This window comes from Chromobacterium sp. Panama (assembly GCF_003052555.1).
GTDB lineage: Bacteria > Pseudomonadota > Gammaproteobacteria > Burkholderiales > Chromobacteriaceae > Chromobacterium.
Genome location: NZ_QARX01000001.1, coordinates 3,586,780 through 3,602,699, shown reverse-complemented (window position 1 = coordinate 3,602,699; position 15,920 = coordinate 3,586,780). Strand labels below are relative to the sequence as shown.

The following is a 15,920-nucleotide window of genomic DNA, read 5'->3' as shown; positions in this document are numbered from 1 at the left end:
CGATGCTTGAAATCGAAATCGACGGAAAAAAACTGACGGTCCCGCAAGGCAGCACCGTCATGGAAGCGGCCCACTCGGTGGGCACGTACATTCCGCACTTCTGCTACCACAAGAAGCTGTCCATCGCGGCCAACTGCCGCATGTGTCTGGTGGAAGTGGAAAAAGCGCCCAAGCCGCTGCCGGCTTGTGCCACCCCGGTGACCGACGGCATGAAGGTCCATACCCACTCCGACATGGCCAAGAAGGCCCAGGCCGGCGTGATGGAATTCCTGCTGATCAACCATCCGCTGGATTGCCCGATCTGCGACCAGGGCGGCGAATGCCAGTTGCAGGATCTGGCCGTGGGCTACGGCAACTCCTCCTCGCGCTATCAGGAAGAAAAGCGCGTGGTGGTGGGCAAGGACATGGGCCCGCTGGTCTCGGCGGAAGAAATGTCGCGCTGCATTCACTGCACCCGTTGCGTGCGCTTTACCGAGGAAGTCGGCGGCTTCCAGGAAATCGGCATGGCTCATCGCGGCGAGTTCTCCGAGATTCTGCCCTTCCTCGGCAAGACCGTGGATTCGGAAATCTCCGGCAACGTCATCGATCTGTGCCCGGTGGGCGCGCTGACCTCCAAGCCGTTCCGCTACAGCACCCGCGCCTGGGAGCTGTCGCGCCGCAAATCGGTCAGCCCGCACGACGGCCTGGGCTCCAACCTGATCGTTCAGGTCAAGAGCAATGAAGTGATGCGCGTGCTGCCGCTGGAAAACGAGGCCATCAACGAGTGCTGGATCGCCGACCGCGACCGCTTCTCCTACGAGGGCTTGAACTCGGCCGAGCGTCTGAAGCTGCCGATGATCAAGTTCGACGGCCAGTGGCACGAGACCGACTGGGAAACCGCGTTGAACTACGTGGTGAAGGGCTTGAACGGCGTGTCCGCCGATCACGGCAAGGACGCCATCGGCTTCCTGACCAGCCCGCACTCCACCACCGAAGAACTGCATCTGGCGCAAAAGCTGGCGCGCGCCTTCGGCGTGGAAAGCATTGATTACCGTCTGCGCCGCAGCGACTTCGCCGCCGACGCGGCCAAGCAGGGCGCCGAGTGGCTGGGTTCCGGCATTGCCGATCTGGTCGCGGCCAAGTCGGTGCTGGTGGTCGGCTCCACGCTGCGCAAGGAACAGCCGCTGCTGACCTCGCGTCTGCGCACCGCGGCCAAGAAAGGCAGCGAGCTTAACATTATCCATGTCGCCGACGACGAGCTGCTGATCAAGATCAACGCCAAGCTGATCGTATCGCCGCTGGCGCTGGTCAACGGCTTCGCCCAGGTGCTGAAGGCCGTGGCCGAGATCAAGGGCGGCGAAACCGCCGTCGATCTGTCCGCGGTGCAAGTGTCCGCCGAGGCGCGCCGCATCGCCGAGAGCCTGAGCGGCGCGGAAACCGCCGCCGTGGTGCTGGGCAACGTGGCGCAACACCATCCGGCGTTCAGCCAACTGCTGGCCGTGGCGCAGGAGATCGCTCGCCTGAGCGGCGCCCGCTTCGGCGTGCTGTCCGAGGCCGCCAACAGCGTGGGCGCGGAACTGGCGGGCGCGCTGCCGCAAGGCGCGGGCGCCAACGCCGCCGCGATGATCGCCCAGCCGAAGAAGGCTTACGTGCTGCTGAACACTGAAGTCGAGTTCGACAGCTACAACCCGCAAGCCGCCGTCGCCGCGATGAAGCAGGCCGCCACCGTGATCGCGCTGACCGCGTTCAAGGGCCAGGGCCTGCTGGATTACGCCGACGTGCTGCTGCCGATCGCGCCGTTCTCCGAGACCGCCGGCTCCTTCGTCAATATGGAAGGCAAGCTGCAGAGCTTCAACGGCGTGGTGCGTCCGCTGGGCGAAGCCCGCCCGGCCTGGAAAGTGCTGCGCGTACTGGGCAATATGCTGAATCTGTCCGGCTTCGACTTCAACAGCGCCGAGGAAGTGCGCGCCGAGCTGCTGGCCAAGGGCGACATCGCCGCGCGCCTGAACAATGCGCTGAGCCCGCTGAACGTCGCGGCCGCCGCGGCCGCCGGCGTGGCGCGCATCGGCGAAGTGCCGCTGTACCAGGCCGACGCCGTCTGCCGCCGCGCCGAGTCGCTGCAACAGACCCGCGACGCGGCCGAGCCGGTGGCTTCCGCCCACAGCGGCCTGCTGCAGAAGCTGGGCATCGCCGTCGACAGCACCGCATTGCTGAGCCAGGGTTCCGGCCAGGCGCGCGTGCGCATCGTCGCCGACGACAGCCTGCCGCAGGATACGGTCCGCATCGCCACCGCTCACGCGGCCACGCTGGCGCTGGGCGGCATGTTCGACGCTATCGAGATCACCCAGGGGTAAAGCATGGAGTTCTTGCAAGGTATTCTTGGCACTGACGCGGGGCTCGTGGTTTGGACCCTGTTGAAGATCATCGCCATCGTATTGCCGATGCTGCTGTGCGTCGCCTACCTGACCTATGCCGAGCGCAAGGTCATCGGCTTCATGCAGATCCGCATCGGCCCCAACCGGGTAGGCCCGCTGGGCCTGCTGCAGCCGATCGCCGACGCGGTCAAGCTGCTGATGAAGGAAATCATCCTGCCCACCAACTCCAGCAAGGGCCTGTTCCTGCTGGCCCCGGTGCTGTCCATCGCTCCGGCGCTGGCGGCCTGGGCGGTGATTCCCTTCACCGACAAGCTGGTGCTGGCCAACGTCAACGCCTCGCTGCTCTACATCCTGGCGCTGACCTCGATGGGCGTGTACGGCGTGATCATCGCCGGCTGGGCGGGCAACTCCAAGTACTCCTTCCTCGGCGCCATGCGTTCCGCCGCCCAGATCGTGTCCTACGAACTGGCGATGGGCTTCGCGCTGATCGGCGTGCTGATGGTGTCCAGCAGCCTGAACCTGGTGGAGATCGTCCAGCAGCAAGGGCAGGGCATGGCCGGCGGTTCCGTGTTGTCGTGGAACTGGCTGCCGCTGTTCCCGCTGTTCGTGGTCTACCTGATCTCCGGCGTGGCCGAAACCAACCGCGCGCCGTTCGACGTGGCCGAGGGCGAATCCGAGATCGTCGCCGGTTTCCACGTCGAGTACTCGGGCATGGCCTTCGCCATCTTCTTCCTGGCCGAATACGCCAACATGATCCTGGTCGCCGCGCTGACCGCGCTGCTGTTCCTCGGCGGCTGGCTGTCGCCGTTCCCGGCGTCCTGGGGCATTCTGGGCGCGGGCGGCTTCTTCTGGCTGGCGCTTAAAGTGGCCATGGTGCTGTTCTGCTTCCTGTGGTTCCGCGCCACCTTCCCGCGTTATCGCTACGACCAGATCATGCGTCTGGGCTGGAAGGTGTTCATCCCGGTGACCCTGGTGTGGATCCTGGTGGTGGGCGTCTGGATGATGACCCCGCTGTCCTTGTGGCACTGAGACGGGGATAGGTGAAAAGATGAATTCGATCCGAAACTTTTTCAAGACCTTCCTGCTGGTGGAGCTGGTCAAGGGCCTGATGGTCACTGGCCGCTACTTCTTCGCCCGCAAGATCACGGTCCAGTTCCCTGAAGAGAAGACGCCGATTTCGCCGCGCTTCCGCGGTCTGCACGCGCAGCGCCGCTACGCCAACGGCGAAGAGCGCTGCATCGCCTGCAAACTGTGCGAGGCGGTGTGCCCGGCGATGGCGATCAGCATCGAGTCCGAGCAGCGCGACGACGGCACCCGCCGCACCACGCGCTACGACATCGATCTGACCAAGTGCATCTTCTGCGGCTTCTGCGAGGAAGCCTGTCCGGTGGACGCCATCGTGGAAACCCACATCTTCGAATACCACGGCGAAAAACGTGGCGACTTGTACTACACCAAGCCGATGTTGCTGGCGATCGGCGACAAGTACGAGGCCGAGATCGCCGCCAACAAGGCGGCCGACGCCAAGTATCGCTAAGGGGGGGTCATGAACTTCACACTGTTTGTCTTCTATGTTCTGTCCGCCATCCTGGTGTTCGCGGGCATCCGCGTGGTGACGGCCAAGAACCCGATTCACGCGGCCTTGTTCCTGGTGCTGGCCTTCTTCAACAGCGCCGGCCTGTGGCTGCTGATGGAAGCCGAGTTCCTGGCCATCACCCTGGTGGTGGTGTATGTGGGCGCGGTGATGGTGCTGTTCCTGTTCGTGGTGATGATGCTGGACATCAACATCGAGAAACTGCGCGAGGGCTTCTGGAGGAATCTTCCGGTCGCCGCCGCCGTCGGCATCATCATGGTGTTTGAAATGGCGATGATTCTGGCCAGCCCCAGCGCGCGGCTGGACGCCTACCAGGCGGCCGCGCCGCTGGCGGCGGACTTCAGCAACGTCAAAGTGCTGGGTCGCCAGCTGTACACCACGTATCTGCTGCCTTTCGAAGTGGCGGCGGTGGTGCTGCTGCTGGCCATGGTGGCCGCCATCGGTCTGACCATGCGCAGCCGCAAGGACACCAAAGCTATCGATCCGGCGCTGCAGGTCAAGGTCAAGCGCAACGACCGCGTGCGTCTGGTGAAGATGCAGGCCGAACAGCCTGCTGAAGAATCCACGGTGGAGGAGGCCTCCGAGGCCGAATCCGGTAAGCAACAGGCCTGACGGCCAATCAACATAAGGGAGGAAATGTGCTGACACTGACTCACTTCCTGGTGCTGGCCGCAATCCTGTTTGCCATCGGCGTGCTGGGCGTTTTCCTGAACCGGAAAAATCTGATCGTGCTGCTGATGGCCATCGAGCTGATGCTGCTCGCGGTGAACTTCAATTTCATCGCGTTCTCGCATTACCTGTCGGATACGGCGGGCCAGATCTTCGTATTCTTCATCCTGACGGTGGCCGCGGCCGAAGCCGCGATCGGTCTCGCCATCCTGGTGGTGCTGTTCCGCAATCTGCGCACCATCAACGTTGAAGACTTGGGCAGCCTCAAAGGCTAAGGCAAACCGGAACCTACACAAAGCACACAAGCATGGATATGAAGAGCTTATACCTGCTGATTGCACTCGCCCCGCTGGCGGGTTCCATCATTGCAGGCCTATTTGGATGGGCCATCGGCCGGCGCGCTTCGCACGTCGTGACGATAGCCGGCGTGGCGCTGTCCGCCGCGCTGTCGCTCAAGGTGCTTCACGCCTTCCTGACCGGGCAGGCTGAAGTGTTCAACGGTCCGGTTTACACCTGGCTGACGGTGGGAGGCTACGAATTCTCCGTAGGCTTCCTGGTGGATTCGCTGACCGCGATGATGCTGGTGGTGGTGACCAGCGTGTCGCTGATGGTGCACATTTACACCATCGGCTACATGCAGGAAGACCCGGGCTATCAGCGTTTCTTCAGCTATATCTCGCTGTTTACCTTCTCGATGCTGATGCTGGTGATGAGCAACAACTTCATCCAGCTGTTCTTCGGTTGGGAAGCGGTGGGCCTGGTGTCCTATCTGCTGATCGGCTTCTGGTTCAAGCGTCCGACCGCGATCTACGCCAACCTGAAGGCTTTCCTGGTCAACCGCGTCGGCGACTTCGGCTTTCTGCTGGGCATCGGCCTGGTGCTGGCCTACTTCGGCGGCTCGCTGAACTACAGCGATGTGTTCGCCGCCGCTCCGGCGCTGGCTAACAAGACCATCAGCCTGATTCCGGGCACCGAATGGTCGCTGCTGAGCGTGACCTGCATCCTGCTGTTCATCGGCGCGATGGGCAAATCGGCGCAGTTCCCGCTGCACGTCTGGCTGCCGGACTCGATGGAAGGCCCGACGCCGATCTCGGCGCTGATCCACGCGGCCACGATGGTGACCGCCGGCATCTTCATGGTGTCGCGGATGAGCCCGCTGTTCGAACTGTCCGACACCGCGCTGAACGTGATCATGGTCGCCGGTTCCATTACCGCGCTGTTCATGGGCTTCCTCGGCGTGGTCCAGAACGACATCAAGCGCGTGGTGGCTTACTCTACGCTGTCGCAGCTGGGCTATATGACCGTGGCGCTGGGCGCCTCGGCCTACTCGGTGGCGATGTTCCATGTGATGACCCACGCCTTCTTCAAGGCGCTGCTGTTCCTGGCGGCGGGCTCGGTGATCATTGGCATGCATCACGATCAGGACATGCGCAATATGGGCGGCCTGCGCAAGTACATGCCCATCACCTGGCTGACTTCGCTCTTGGGTTCGCTGGCCTTGATCGGCACGCCGTTCTTCTCCGGCTTCTACTCCAAGGACTCCATCATCGAGGCGGTGCACGCGTCCAATCTGTCCGCGGCCGGTTTCGCCTACTTCGCGGTGATCGCCGGCGTGTTCGTCACCGCCTTCTACTCCTTCCGCATGTACTTCCTGGTCTTCCACGGCAAGGAACGCTGGATGGAGAAGAAGGACGATCATCACGATCACGGCCATGACGATCACGACCATCACCATGGTCTGGGTCCGAACGACAAGCCGCACGAGTCCCCGTGGGTGGTGACCCTGCCGCTGGTGCTGCTGGCGATTCCGTCGGTGCTGGTCGGTTACTTCGCGATCGAGCCGCTGCTGTACGGCGACTTCTTCAAGGGCGTGATCGCCGTCAACCACGAACTGCATCCGGCGATGGAAGAGATCGCCCGCGAGTTCCACGGCGCCGCCGCCATGGGCGTGCATTCCTTGAGCACGCTGCCGCTGTGGCTGGCCTTGGCCGGCGTGGCCACCGCCTGGTTCTTCTACATGAAGGCGCCGCAGATTCCGGCCGCCATCAAGCAGAAGTTCAGCCTGGTGAACAAGATCCTGGAAAACAAGTACTACCTGGACGAGATCTATTTCGCCGTGTTCGCCAAGGGCTCGCGCGCTCTGGGCACCTTCTTCTGGAAGGTGGGCGACATGTTGCTGATCGACGGCCTGTTGGTGAACGGCACCGCCAAGCTGGTGGCGACTTTCTCCGGCTTCATCCGCCGCGCTCAGACCGGTTTCATCTACAGCTACGCCACCGCGATGATCATCGGGGTGCTGGCGCTGATGACGATGTGGTTCTGGCAACTGATCTGGCGTTGAGCCCGGGCTCCGGGATTGGAATAACAACTTGGGTTTGACTATGTTCACAAATCTATTGTCTCTGGTGATCTGGACCCCTATCGCGGCCGGGTTGCTGGTGCTGGCTACGGGGGGCGATCAGCGCGCGTCGCTGGCGCGCTGGCTGGCCGCGGCGGGAGCCCTGGCGGGCTTCCTGCTGTCGCTGCCGCTGTTCACCGAGTTCAACAACCTCAGCGGCGGCATGCAGTTCGTCGAGATGAAGCCGTGGATCGAATCCCTCGGCATCAACTATCACCTGGGCGTGGACGGCATCTCGATGCTGTTCGTGGTGCTCAACAGCTTCACCACCTTGCTGGTGGTGGTGGCCGGCTGGCAGGTGATCCAGAAGCGCGTGTCGCAGTACATGGCCGCCTTCCTGATCATGTCCGGCCTGATCAACGGCGCCTTCGCCGCGCTGGACGCCATCCTGTTCTATGTCTTCTTCGAAGGCATGCTGATTCCGATGTATCTGATCATCGGCGTCTGGGGCGGCCCGCGTCGCGTGTACGCGTCGATCAAGTTCTTCCTCTACACCTTGCTCGGCTCGCTGCTGATGCTGGTGGCCTTGATCTACCTGTACTTCCAGGCCGGCAAGTCCTTCGACATTCAGGCTTTCCACGACATCGCCAAGATCCCGCTGACGGTGCAGATTCTGCTGTTCGTCGCCTTCTTCCTGTCCTTTGCGGTGAAGGTGCCGATGTGGCCGGTGCACACCTGGCTGCCGGACGCCCACGTGGAAGCGCCGACCGGCGGCTCCATGGTGCTGGCCGCGATCACGCTGAAGATCGGCGCTTACGGCTTCCTGCGGTTCGTGCTGCCCATCCTGCCTGACGCCGCGCGCGAGCTGTCCGGCGTGATGGTGGCGCTGTCGCTGGTGGCGGTGGTCTACATCGGCCTGGTGGCGCTGGTGCAGTCCGACATGAAAAAGCTGGTGGCTTATTCCTCCATCTCGCACATGGGCTTCGTCACCCTGGGCCTGTTCCTGTTCACCGGTTCCGAATTGAACCAGTGGGCGGTTGAAGGCGCGCTGGTGCAGATGGTGTCCCACGGCTTCGTCTCCGCCGCGATGTTCTTCTGCATCGGCGTGATGTACGACCGCGTGCACAGCCGCAACATCGCCGACTACGGCGGCGTGGCCAACAAGATGCCCATCTTCGCCGCCTTCATGATGCTGTTCGCGATGGCCAACTCCGGCCTGCCGGCCACCTCCGGCTTCGTCGGCGAGTTCATGGTGATCATGGGCGCGGTGCAAGTGAACTTCTGGTACGCGGTATTGGCCGCCACCACGCTGATCTTCGGCGCCGCCTACACCTTGTGGATGTACAAGCGCGTGATCTTCGGCGAGGTGGGCAACAGCCATGTGGCCGAGCTGTCCGACGTCAACAAGCGCGAGTTCCTGGTGCTGGCCATCCTGGCCATCGCGGTGCTGGGCATGGGCCTGTATCCGCAAGCCTTCGTCGAGAAAATGCACCTGTCGGTCAATGACCTGATCCTGCATGTCTCGCAGAGCAAGCTGTAAGCGCGGAAGGAATGGAAACAATGAATTGGGCTGATCTCAACCTGATACCGGCAATTCCCGAGATGTTCCTCGCCGGCGCGATTCTGTTCGTGCTGATGGCGGACCTGTTCGTTTCGGACGAAAAGCGCGGCATCACCCTGGGCCTGACCCTGCTGAGCCTGTTGGGCGCGGCGGTGGCGCAGGTGATGACTTTCACCGCGCAGCCGGTGGTCACTTTCTCCGGCATGTTCGTCGCCGATCCGATGGGCGGCGTGGTCAAGCTGGCCATGTACGCGGTCACCGCCATCGTGCTGATCTACAGCCGGCAGTACACCGCCGACCGTCAGCTGTTCAAGGGCGAGTACTTCTCGCTGGCCCTGTTCGCGCTCTTGGGCATGAACCTGATGGTGTCGGCCTCGCACTTCCTGACCCTGTACATGGGCCTGGAACTGCTGTCGCTGGCCTTGTACTCGCTGATCGCGCTGCAGCGCGATTCCGTGCAGGCCACCGAGGCGGCGATGAAGTACTTCGTGCTGGGCGCGCTGGCCTCCGGCCTGCTGCTCTACGGCATCTCCATGGTTTACGGCGCCACCGGCTCGCTGGAACTGGCGACGGTCGCCAAGTCCATCGCCGCGCATAAGGCCAACGACGTGTTGCTGGTCTTCGGCCTGGTCTTCATCGTGGCCGGCCTGTCCTTCAAGCTGGGCGCGGTGCCGTTCCATATGTGGGTGCCGGACGTTTACCACGGCGCGCCGACTTCGGTGACGCTGATGGTGGGCGCGGCGCCCAAGCTGGCGGCCTTTGTGTTCACGCTGCGCATCCTGGCCCAGGGCCTGGACGCGCTGGTGGCGGACTGGCAGCAGATGCTGGTGATCGTGGCCGCGCTGTCCATGGCCATCGGCAACATCACCGCCATCGTACAGACCAACATCAAACGGATGCTGGCCTATTCGACGATCTCGCACATGGGCTTCCTGCTCCTGGGCGTGCTGGCCGGCACCAAGGTCGGCTACTCGGCGGCGCTGTTCTACGCGCTGAGCTATGTGCTGATGTCGCTGGTCAGCTTCGGCATGCTGCTGGCGCTGTCCCGCGCCGGTTTCGAATGCGAGAAGGTCGACGATCTGAAGGGCCTGAACAGCCGCAACAGCTGGTATGCGCTGCTGATGCTGCTGACCATGTTCTCCATGGCGGGCATCCCGCCGCTGGTGGGCTTCTACGCCAAGTTCGCGGTGATCAAGGCCATCGTCGACATCGGCATGATCAAGCTGGCCATCTTCGCGGTGCTGATGTCGGTGATCGGCGCGTTCTACTACCTGCGCGTGGTGAAGGCGATGTACTTCGACGACGCCGAAGACCGCAGCGACATCGTGGTGCGCGGCGACATGAAACTGGTGCTGTCGCTGAACGCGCTGGCCTTGCTCTTCATCGGCCTGCTGCCGGAGCGCGCGATGGAGCTGTGCCTGCAAGTCGTGCGTCAATCGCTCACCGTGATTTAAGGCCTGTCCACCATGCAATCCAGCGTCATCGTTTTGCTGATCGTCGCCCTGGCGGCGGCGAACCTGCCGTTCCTGACCCAGAAAGTGGGCGGAGTGTGGAAAGTGGCCAACAAGCATTTTGGCTGGCGCTTTCTGGAATTGACGGCGCTGTATCTGCTGGTGGGCGGTTTCGCCTACCTGCTGGAAAGCCGGCTGATGCCGGTGCAGTCGCAGAACTGGCAGTTCTACGTGACCACCTTGTCCTTATTCCTGGTGTTCGCGTTTCCGGGCTACGTCTATCGCTACTTCTGGCGGCGACGGGCCTAGCCGGGCTGGGCGGACGCAATACGCGGCGCGGACGGGATCTCCCGTCCGCGCTGTTTTTTTTGGGGAAGGGCGCGGCGGCGTAGCGAGGCCCGCGCGATGAGACGAAGGGAGAGGACGGGATGTTGAAAGTGATTGCTCAGGACTTCATTCAGCCGGACCGCGTGGTCGAGGTGATGCCGCTGTATCGCGAACTGGTGGAGAAGACGCGGCAAGAGCCGGATTGCATAGGCTATGAGCTGTTCATCGATCAGAAAGACCCCGGCCATTTCGTCTTCATCGAGACCTGGCCGGACAGGGAGGCGCTGGATCGGCATTGCCAAACCGAACATTTTCGGCGGCTGGTGCCGCAGATCGACAGCCGGCAGCGACAGGCGGGCACCTTTTTGCTGATGGACGCCTTCGCCGAGGCCGGCAGCTGATTGAAAAAGGCGCCGCGTTGCGGCGCCTTGCTTAGAACGTGTTTACGATCTTGCGAGCAAGAGCGAGACAAGGCGAAAATCGTTGAGAAAGCGGAATGGTCAAGCGGTACATGAGCATTTCGAAGCGGGCACTCATCGTACAATGTCTCTACCGACGCGTAGCAGATCGTGAACAGGTTCTTAGTAAAAGCGGGCCTCGCCCTGCGGCCGGCTCTTGAAGCGCTTGTGCAGCCAGAAGTACTGGTCCGGGATTTCGCGGACGCGCTGCTCCAGGAAGGCGTTCATGCGGCGGGTGTCGGCCTCGACGTCCTCGCTGGGGTAGTCGTCCCACGGCGGGTAGAACTCCAGCTCGAAGCGGTCGCCGACGCGGCGGGCGATGGCCGGCACCACCTTGGCGCGCGCCAGCTTGCTGATGCGGGACAGGCCGGTGATGGTGGCGGCCTTGACGCCGAAGAAGTCGACGAAGACTGAGTCGCGCACGCCGAAGTCCTGGTCCGGCAGATAGAGGAAGGGCGCGTGGTCCTTGCGCATCGCCTTGATGATGGGGCGCAGGCCCTCCTGGCGGGACACGATGTAGGCGTTGTCGTAACGCTGGCGGCCCTGATAGATCTGGCGGTCCAGCGCTTCGTTCTTCTGGTGGGAGTAGACGCTGACCAGCGGGATGTGCTGGTTCAGCGAATACACGCACATTTCAAAGCCGATGAAGTGAGGGTAGAACAGAATCACGTCTTCGCCGCGTTCGCGCAGTTCGGTGACGTAGTGCAGATTCTTGATCTCGACCAGCTTGTCGATGCGCGCGGCCGAACTCCACCAGACCACGCCGTACTCCAGCACCATGCGTATCATGTGCTGGAAATTGCGGCGGATCAGCCGGCGGCGTTCCGCCACCGGCATCTCGGGAAAGCACAGGCGCAGATTGATCATGCCGACGCGGCGGCGGTCGCGCGCCAGACAGTAGGCGACATTGCCCAGGCCGCGGGCCAGCAGGCCGATCGCCCACATCGGCAGCAGGCGAATCAACCAAAGCAGGGCAAAAGCGAATTTCATAGATTTCCTTGTTGGGATGCTCGACAAACCGACTGCGCGGCTCGATAGCTGCGTTGCTCCGTGCGCGCTCCCTCGCTGTACTGTTTGTACTATCTCGGTCGCTGTGCGCCAATGTCCAACGGGGGCGCCTTGCTCTCAAGCCGCTCGTGACGGTTTGTCTTGGATCCCTGTTATTGCGCGTCCGGCCGGCTGACGCCGGGCGGACATTTATAGCGGTTATAGCTCCACAGGTATTGGCTGGGGAAGCGGCGGATCAGCGCTTCCACCTGGGCGTTGAGCTGGGCGGCGTCCTGTTCCTTGTCGCCGCTGAAGGCTTGCGCCGGCGGTTCGATGTGGACGCGGAAGCCCTGGCCGCCCGGCAGACGCTCGCCGACGAAGAACAAGGTCTCCACGCCGCTGATCTGCGCCAGACGCGGCACCAGGGTCATGGTGTAGGCCGGGCGCTCGAAGAACGGCGCCCACACGCCCTCGCCGTTGCCGGGCACCTGATCCGGCAGGATGATGGTGGCTTCGCCGGATTTCAGCGCCTTCATCAGCACGCGCACGCCGGCGCCGGTGGCCGGCGCGGTCTTGCCCTTGCCGCGAGCGCGGCCGGCCTGCATCACCGGTTCCAACCAAGCCATCTTGGGAGGGCGGTACATCGCGGTCAGCGGAAACGGCAGCCGCGAGCTGATGTAGCGGCCGGCGATGTCGTAGCTGCCCAGATGCGGGGTGACGAAGACGATGCCGTGGCCCTTGGCCAGCGCCGCCTCGACGTGCTCCCAGCCGGAGCAGGATTGGACCATGGCGGCGATGTCGTCCGGCTCGCGGCACCAGGCGATGGCCAGTTCCAGCGCGCCCTTGCCGGTTTCCGCGGCGCTTTGTTTGACTAAACGCGGTAAAAGCTGATAATTTCCACAGATTTTACTAGAACTTAGGTTCTCCCGGAGCCGTGCTCTGTAGCGGGGGGACGCATGATAAGTCAGTCGTCCAAGAACGGCACCTAGGCCTTGTAGCCAGGATAAAGGCAGGTGCGCCAGGAAAGACAGCAATAAATGGACTAGCTTAGACATATGAAGCTCAGTCTTGGTCTTAAAGCGACCTATTTTATCATCACAAGGTTTTGCATTTTTCGGGAACGAATAATAAATGAGCGAATATCTGTTTACATCTGAGTCGGTGTCGGAAGGACACCCGGACAAAGTCGCCGATCAGATCTCCGACGCCATCCTCGACGCCATCTTGCGCGAGGACAAGCACGCGCGCGTCGCCGCCGAGACCCTGGTGAACACCGGCCTGGTGGTGTTGGCCGGCGAAATCACCACCAGCGCCAATATCGATTACATCAAGATCGCCCGCGAAACCATCAAGCGCATCGGTTACGACGATTCCGCGCTGGGCTTCGATTTCCGCGGTTGCGCGGTGATGGCTTGCTACGACAAGCAGTCGCAGGACATCGCCCAGGGCGTCAACGAAGGCGAAGGCCTGGATCTGAACCAGGGCGCCGGCGACCAGGGCCTGATGTTCGGCTACGCCTGCGACGAAACCCCGACGCTGATGCCGTTCCCGATCTACTACGCGCACCGTCTGGTGCAGCGTCAGGCCGAGTTGCGCAAGGACGGCCGCCTGCCGTGGCTGCGCCCGGACGCCAAGAGCCAGATCACTTGCGTCTACGACGGCGCCACCGGCCTGCCCAAGCGCATCGACACCGTGGTGCTGTCCACCCAGCATACCCCGGAGATCGATCACAAGACGCTGACCGAGGCGGTGATCGAGGACATCATCAAGCCGGTGCTGCCGCCGGATATGATCACGCCGGAAACCAAATTCCTGATCAACCCGACCGGCCGCTTCGTGATTGGCGGCCCGATGGGCGATTGCGGTCTGACCGGCCGCAAGATCATCGTCGACACCTACGGCGGCGCGGCGCCGCATGGTGGCGGCGCTTTCTCCGGCAAGGACCCGTCCAAAGTGGACCGTTCCGCCGCCTACGCAGGCCGCTACGTGGCGAAGAACATCGTCGCCGCCGGCCTGGCGCGCCAGTGCCAGATCCAGGTTTCCTACGCCATCGGCGTGGCCGAGCCGACCTCGATCGCGGTGGACACCTTCGGCACCAACTCGATTCCGAACGAGAAGATCGTCGAGCTGGTGAAAAAGCATTTCGATCTGCGCCCGAAAGGCATCATTCAGATGCTGGACCTGTTGCGCCCGATCTACAGCAAGACCGCCGCTTACGGCCACTTCGGCCGCGAAGAGCCGGAATTCAGCTGGGAGCGCACCGACAAGGTGGAAGCGCTGCGCGCCGACGCCGGTCTGTAAACCGCGCTCGGCTTCGCGCCAAGAAACGCCTGTCCACGGACAGGCATTTTTTTGTGTCTTGCTAGAGGGCCGCGCTCAGGCGGCAGGCGTTCTTGCCGCCGGCCTTGACCGCGTACAAAGCCCGGTCCGCGGCCTGGTACAGGGCGGCCGGGCTGTCCGCGTGCACGGGGAAGGCGGCCAGACCGCAGGAGAAGGTGGCGCAGAAACTGTCGTCGCCGGCGCCGTGGGGCTGACGGGCGAAGGCTTGCCGCCAGCGCTCGGCGCGTTCCCAGGCCTGGGACGGCGAGCAGCCGGGCATCAGCACCAGAAACTCCTCCCCGCCCAGGCGGCAGAGGATGTCGCCGCCGCGGCCGTCTTCGGCCAGCAGCGCGGACAGGCGGCGCAAGACCTCGTCGCCGAAGTAATGACCGAAGCTGTCGTTGATGCGCTTGAAATCGTCCAGATCGATCAGCGCGATGCTGAGCGGCGCGCCCTCGCTGCGCGCGCGGCTCAGTTCGCGGGCGAAGGTGTCGTCCAGATAGCGGCGGTTGTACAAACCGGTCAGCGGATCGCGCAAGGCCTGCTCGCGCAGCGCCGCCTGCAGCGCTTCGATTTCGGCGATGCGCAGGGCCAAAGTCTGATTGGCGCCGCGCAGCGCCTCCTCGGCCCGGCGCCGCTCGGTGATGTCGCGGGCCACCAGCATGCGGCTGGAGTGAGGCTGAGGCTGCTGGGCGATCGGATACACGCGCAGGTCCAGGATGCGCGCGCCGTCTTGCAAGGACAGCTCCAGAGATTGCTCCCGGCCGCGCAGGATCTGCTCTCGCGGCCAGTCCGCCGGCAAGGGCTGGCCCAGCAATTGACGGCCGGGCCGGCCCAGCAGCCGCGCGGCGGCCGGATTGAGGTCCAGGATGCGCAGCTCGTCGTCCACCACCAGCACCCCGTCGCCCATGGCTTCGAAGGAGCGCGCGCGCGCCACCGGGACCAGGTAGAGCAGGCGCAGGTAGAGCAGGTCCAGCGCGAACACCAGGCCGGTGACGGTGAAGGCGAGCGGCGTCGGATCCAGGCCCTGCAAGGGCATGGCGCCGCTCAGGTAGAGGATGTTGCCCAGCCAGGGCGCGCAGGCGCTGGCCATCAGCACGATGGATTGTCCGCGGAAGTGGGCCGGGTAGTAATGCAGCGCGCGGATCAGCATCAGCGAGCCGATCAGCATCATCAGGTAGGAATAGCCGGCGACGCCGATCCAGAACGCCGGGCCGTGCCCGTAGATCAGCAGATTGTAGCCGGAGGGGCTGGGCCGGTAGCCGGTCCACACCAATTGGTGGCTTTCGTTGCTGAGCGCCAGCAGCAGGCAGAGCAAGGGCAGGGCGAACAGCGCCGCCAGCCAGCGCCGGCTCAGCTGGATGCGGTTATAGTCCAGCGCCAGCAGCAGGAAGAGCACCGGGGTGCTCAGCGTGCCCAGGTATTCCAGCTTGGACCAGGCGATCTTGGCGGACAGGCTGGCGGCGGACAGCTCGCACATCGCGCCGGCGGCCCAGAACGCCACCGAACTCATCAGCAGCGCCAGCCAGCGCACCCCGGGAAACTGGCGGCGATACCAGGCGATGGCGGCGATGGCGGTGGAAATCAGCGCGGCGATCCCGGACAGGGCGGCCAGCGGGGTGAAGTCGAAAGTCATGGGGCGAGGATGAATCGGCAAGCGGCTAGTGTATCTTCTTGGCATGCAGACTCCTACCTTTTCCGAGCGGCATAGGTATAATCGAAACGTCGCCGTCCGCGTGTCCACGCCGCCGGCGGCCGGTCGGCCCGAGGGGCGCTGCGAGGATGATCCATCCCCAGGCTCGGGCCGCTCCCGTTTCAACGGCGCTCACCTGATCAAAACCGTGCCGGGCACGGGAGCGGGT

General features: G+C 63.4%; 14 protein-coding genes and 1 riboswitch. Of the genes, 11 read left to right on the top strand and 3 right to left on the bottom strand.

Going from position 1 to position 15,920, the window contains the following annotated elements; translation table 11 throughout:
- Positions 1 to 2 precede the first annotated feature (2 nt).
- The 10 genes from nuoG (at position 3) to DB032_RS16260 (ending at position 10,695) form a co-directional block, all read left to right on the top strand.
- Complete coding sequence (nuoG, locus tag DB032_RS16305) at positions 3 to 2,333, top strand: NADH-quinone oxidoreductase subunit NuoG (RefSeq protein WP_107800400.1); 2,331 nt, start codon at positions 3 to 5, stop codon at positions 2,331 to 2,333.
- Positions 2,334 to 2,336: 3 nt separating this feature from the next.
- Positions 2,337 to 3,383: an NADH-quinone oxidoreductase subunit NuoH gene (gene nuoH / locus DB032_RS16300; RefSeq protein ID WP_048413406.1), complete on the top strand. Its 1,047-nt coding sequence runs from the start codon at positions 2,337 to 2,339 to the stop codon at positions 3,381 to 3,383.
- Positions 3,384 to 3,402: 19 nt separating this feature from the next.
- Complete coding sequence (gene nuoI / locus DB032_RS16295) at positions 3,403 to 3,891, top strand: NADH-quinone oxidoreductase subunit NuoI (RefSeq protein ID WP_019102197.1); 489 nt, start codon at positions 3,403 to 3,405, stop codon at positions 3,889 to 3,891.
- A gap of 9 nt (positions 3,892 to 3,900) precedes the next feature.
- Positions 3,901 to 4,560: an NADH-quinone oxidoreductase subunit J gene (locus DB032_RS16290; RefSeq protein ID WP_107800399.1), complete on the top strand. Its 660-nt coding sequence runs from the start codon at positions 3,901 to 3,903 to the stop codon at positions 4,558 to 4,560.
- 26 nt (positions 4,561 to 4,586) lie between these two features.
- On the top strand, positions 4,587 to 4,892 hold the full coding sequence (nuoK, locus tag DB032_RS16285) for an NADH-quinone oxidoreductase subunit NuoK (protein ID WP_019102195.1): 306 nt from the start codon (positions 4,587 to 4,589) through the stop codon (positions 4,890 to 4,892).
- 32 nt (positions 4,893 to 4,924) lie between these two features.
- On the top strand, positions 4,925 to 6,958 hold the full coding sequence (nuoL, locus tag DB032_RS16280; RefSeq protein WP_107800398.1) for an NADH-quinone oxidoreductase subunit L: 2,034 nt from the start codon (positions 4,925 to 4,927) through the stop codon (positions 6,956 to 6,958).
- A 40-nt stretch (positions 6,959 to 6,998) separates the two neighbouring features.
- Positions 6,999 to 8,495 carry an NADH-quinone oxidoreductase subunit M gene (locus DB032_RS16275; protein WP_107800397.1) on the top strand — a complete coding sequence of 499 codons (1,497 nt, stop codon included), beginning with the start codon at positions 6,999 to 7,001 and terminating at the stop codon, positions 8,493 to 8,495.
- A 20-nt stretch (positions 8,496 to 8,515) separates the two neighbouring features.
- Positions 8,516 to 9,970 carry an NADH-quinone oxidoreductase subunit NuoN gene (gene nuoN / locus DB032_RS16270; protein WP_048413409.1) on the top strand — a complete coding sequence of 485 codons (1,455 nt, stop codon included), beginning with the start codon at positions 8,516 to 8,518 and terminating at the stop codon, positions 9,968 to 9,970.
- A 12-nt stretch (positions 9,971 to 9,982) separates the two neighbouring features.
- Positions 9,983 to 10,276 carry a DUF2818 family protein gene (locus DB032_RS16265; RefSeq protein ID WP_107800396.1) on the top strand — a complete coding sequence of 98 codons (294 nt, stop codon included), beginning with the start codon at positions 9,983 to 9,985 and terminating at the stop codon, positions 10,274 to 10,276.
- Between the two features lie 119 nt (positions 10,277 to 10,395).
- Entirely contained in the window at positions 10,396 to 10,695 is a 300-nt protein-coding gene (locus DB032_RS16260; RefSeq protein WP_107800395.1) for a putative quinol monooxygenase, read from the top strand.
- 180 nt (positions 10,696 to 10,875) lie between these two features.
- Here the strand turns inward: DB032_RS16260 and DB032_RS16255 are convergent, their stop codons facing one another.
- Positions 10,876 to 11,742, bottom strand: a complete 867-nt coding sequence (locus tag DB032_RS16255; protein ID WP_107800394.1) for a lipid A biosynthesis lauroyl acyltransferase — start codon at positions 11,740 to 11,742, stop codon at positions 10,876 to 10,878.
- Between the two features lie 170 nt (positions 11,743 to 11,912).
- Positions 11,913 to 12,794: a lysophospholipid acyltransferase family protein gene (locus DB032_RS16250; RefSeq protein ID WP_107800393.1), complete on the bottom strand. Its 882-nt coding sequence runs from the start codon at positions 12,792 to 12,794 to the stop codon at positions 11,913 to 11,915.
- Between the two features lie 76 nt (positions 12,795 to 12,870).
- On the opposite strand from DB032_RS16250, the gene metK reads away from it, so the two are divergent.
- Positions 12,871 to 14,040, top strand: a complete 1,170-nt coding sequence (gene metK / locus DB032_RS16245) for a methionine adenosyltransferase (protein WP_107800392.1) — start codon at positions 12,871 to 12,873, stop codon at positions 14,038 to 14,040.
- Positions 14,041 to 14,101: 61 nt separating this feature from the next.
- Here the strand turns inward: metK and DB032_RS16240 are convergent, their stop codons facing one another.
- Positions 14,102 to 15,739, bottom strand: coding sequence for a histidine kinase N-terminal 7TM domain-containing protein (locus DB032_RS16240; protein WP_107800391.1), 1,638 nt, complete (start codon positions 15,737 to 15,739; stop codon positions 14,102 to 14,104).
- A gap of 79 nt (positions 15,740 to 15,818) precedes the next feature.
- A riboswitch (S-adenosyl-L-homocysteine riboswitch) is annotated at positions 15,819 to 15,892 on the top strand.
- Positions 15,893 to 15,920 lie beyond the last annotated feature (28 nt).

Coding starts and splice junctions, on each gene's coding strand:
- nuoG (WP_107800400.1), top strand. CDS start 3: ATGCTTGAAATCGAAATCGACGGAAAAAAACTGACGGTCCCGCAAGGC.
- nuoH (WP_048413406.1), top strand. CDS start 2,337: ATGGAGTTCTTGCAAGGTATTCTTGGCACTGACGCGGGGCTCGTGGTT.
- nuoI (WP_019102197.1), top strand. CDS start 3,403: ATGAATTCGATCCGAAACTTTTTCAAGACCTTCCTGCTGGTGGAGCTG.
- DB032_RS16290 (WP_107800399.1), top strand. CDS start 3,901: ATGAACTTCACACTGTTTGTCTTCTATGTTCTGTCCGCCATCCTGGTG.
- nuoL (WP_107800398.1), top strand. CDS start 4,925: ATGGATATGAAGAGCTTATACCTGCTGATTGCACTCGCCCCGCTGGCG.
- DB032_RS16275 (WP_107800397.1), top strand. CDS start 6,999: ATGTTCACAAATCTATTGTCTCTGGTGATCTGGACCCCTATCGCGGCC.
- nuoN (WP_048413409.1), top strand. CDS start 8,516: ATGAATTGGGCTGATCTCAACCTGATACCGGCAATTCCCGAGATGTTC.
- DB032_RS16265 (WP_107800396.1), top strand. CDS start 9,983: ATGCAATCCAGCGTCATCGTTTTGCTGATCGTCGCCCTGGCGGCGGCG.
- DB032_RS16260 (WP_107800395.1), top strand. CDS start 10,396: ATGTTGAAAGTGATTGCTCAGGACTTCATTCAGCCGGACCGCGTGGTC.
- DB032_RS16255 (WP_107800394.1), bottom strand. CDS start 11,742: ATGAAATTCGCTTTTGCCCTGCTTTGGTTGATTCGCCTGCTGCCGATG.
- DB032_RS16250 (WP_107800393.1), bottom strand. CDS start 12,794: ATGTCTAAGCTAGTCCATTTATTGCTGTCTTTCCTGGCGCACCTGCCT.
- metK (WP_107800392.1), top strand. CDS start 12,871: ATGAGCGAATATCTGTTTACATCTGAGTCGGTGTCGGAAGGACACCCG.
- DB032_RS16240 (WP_107800391.1), bottom strand. CDS start 15,739: ATGCCAAGAAGATACACTAGCCGCTTGCCGATTCATCCTCGCCCCATG.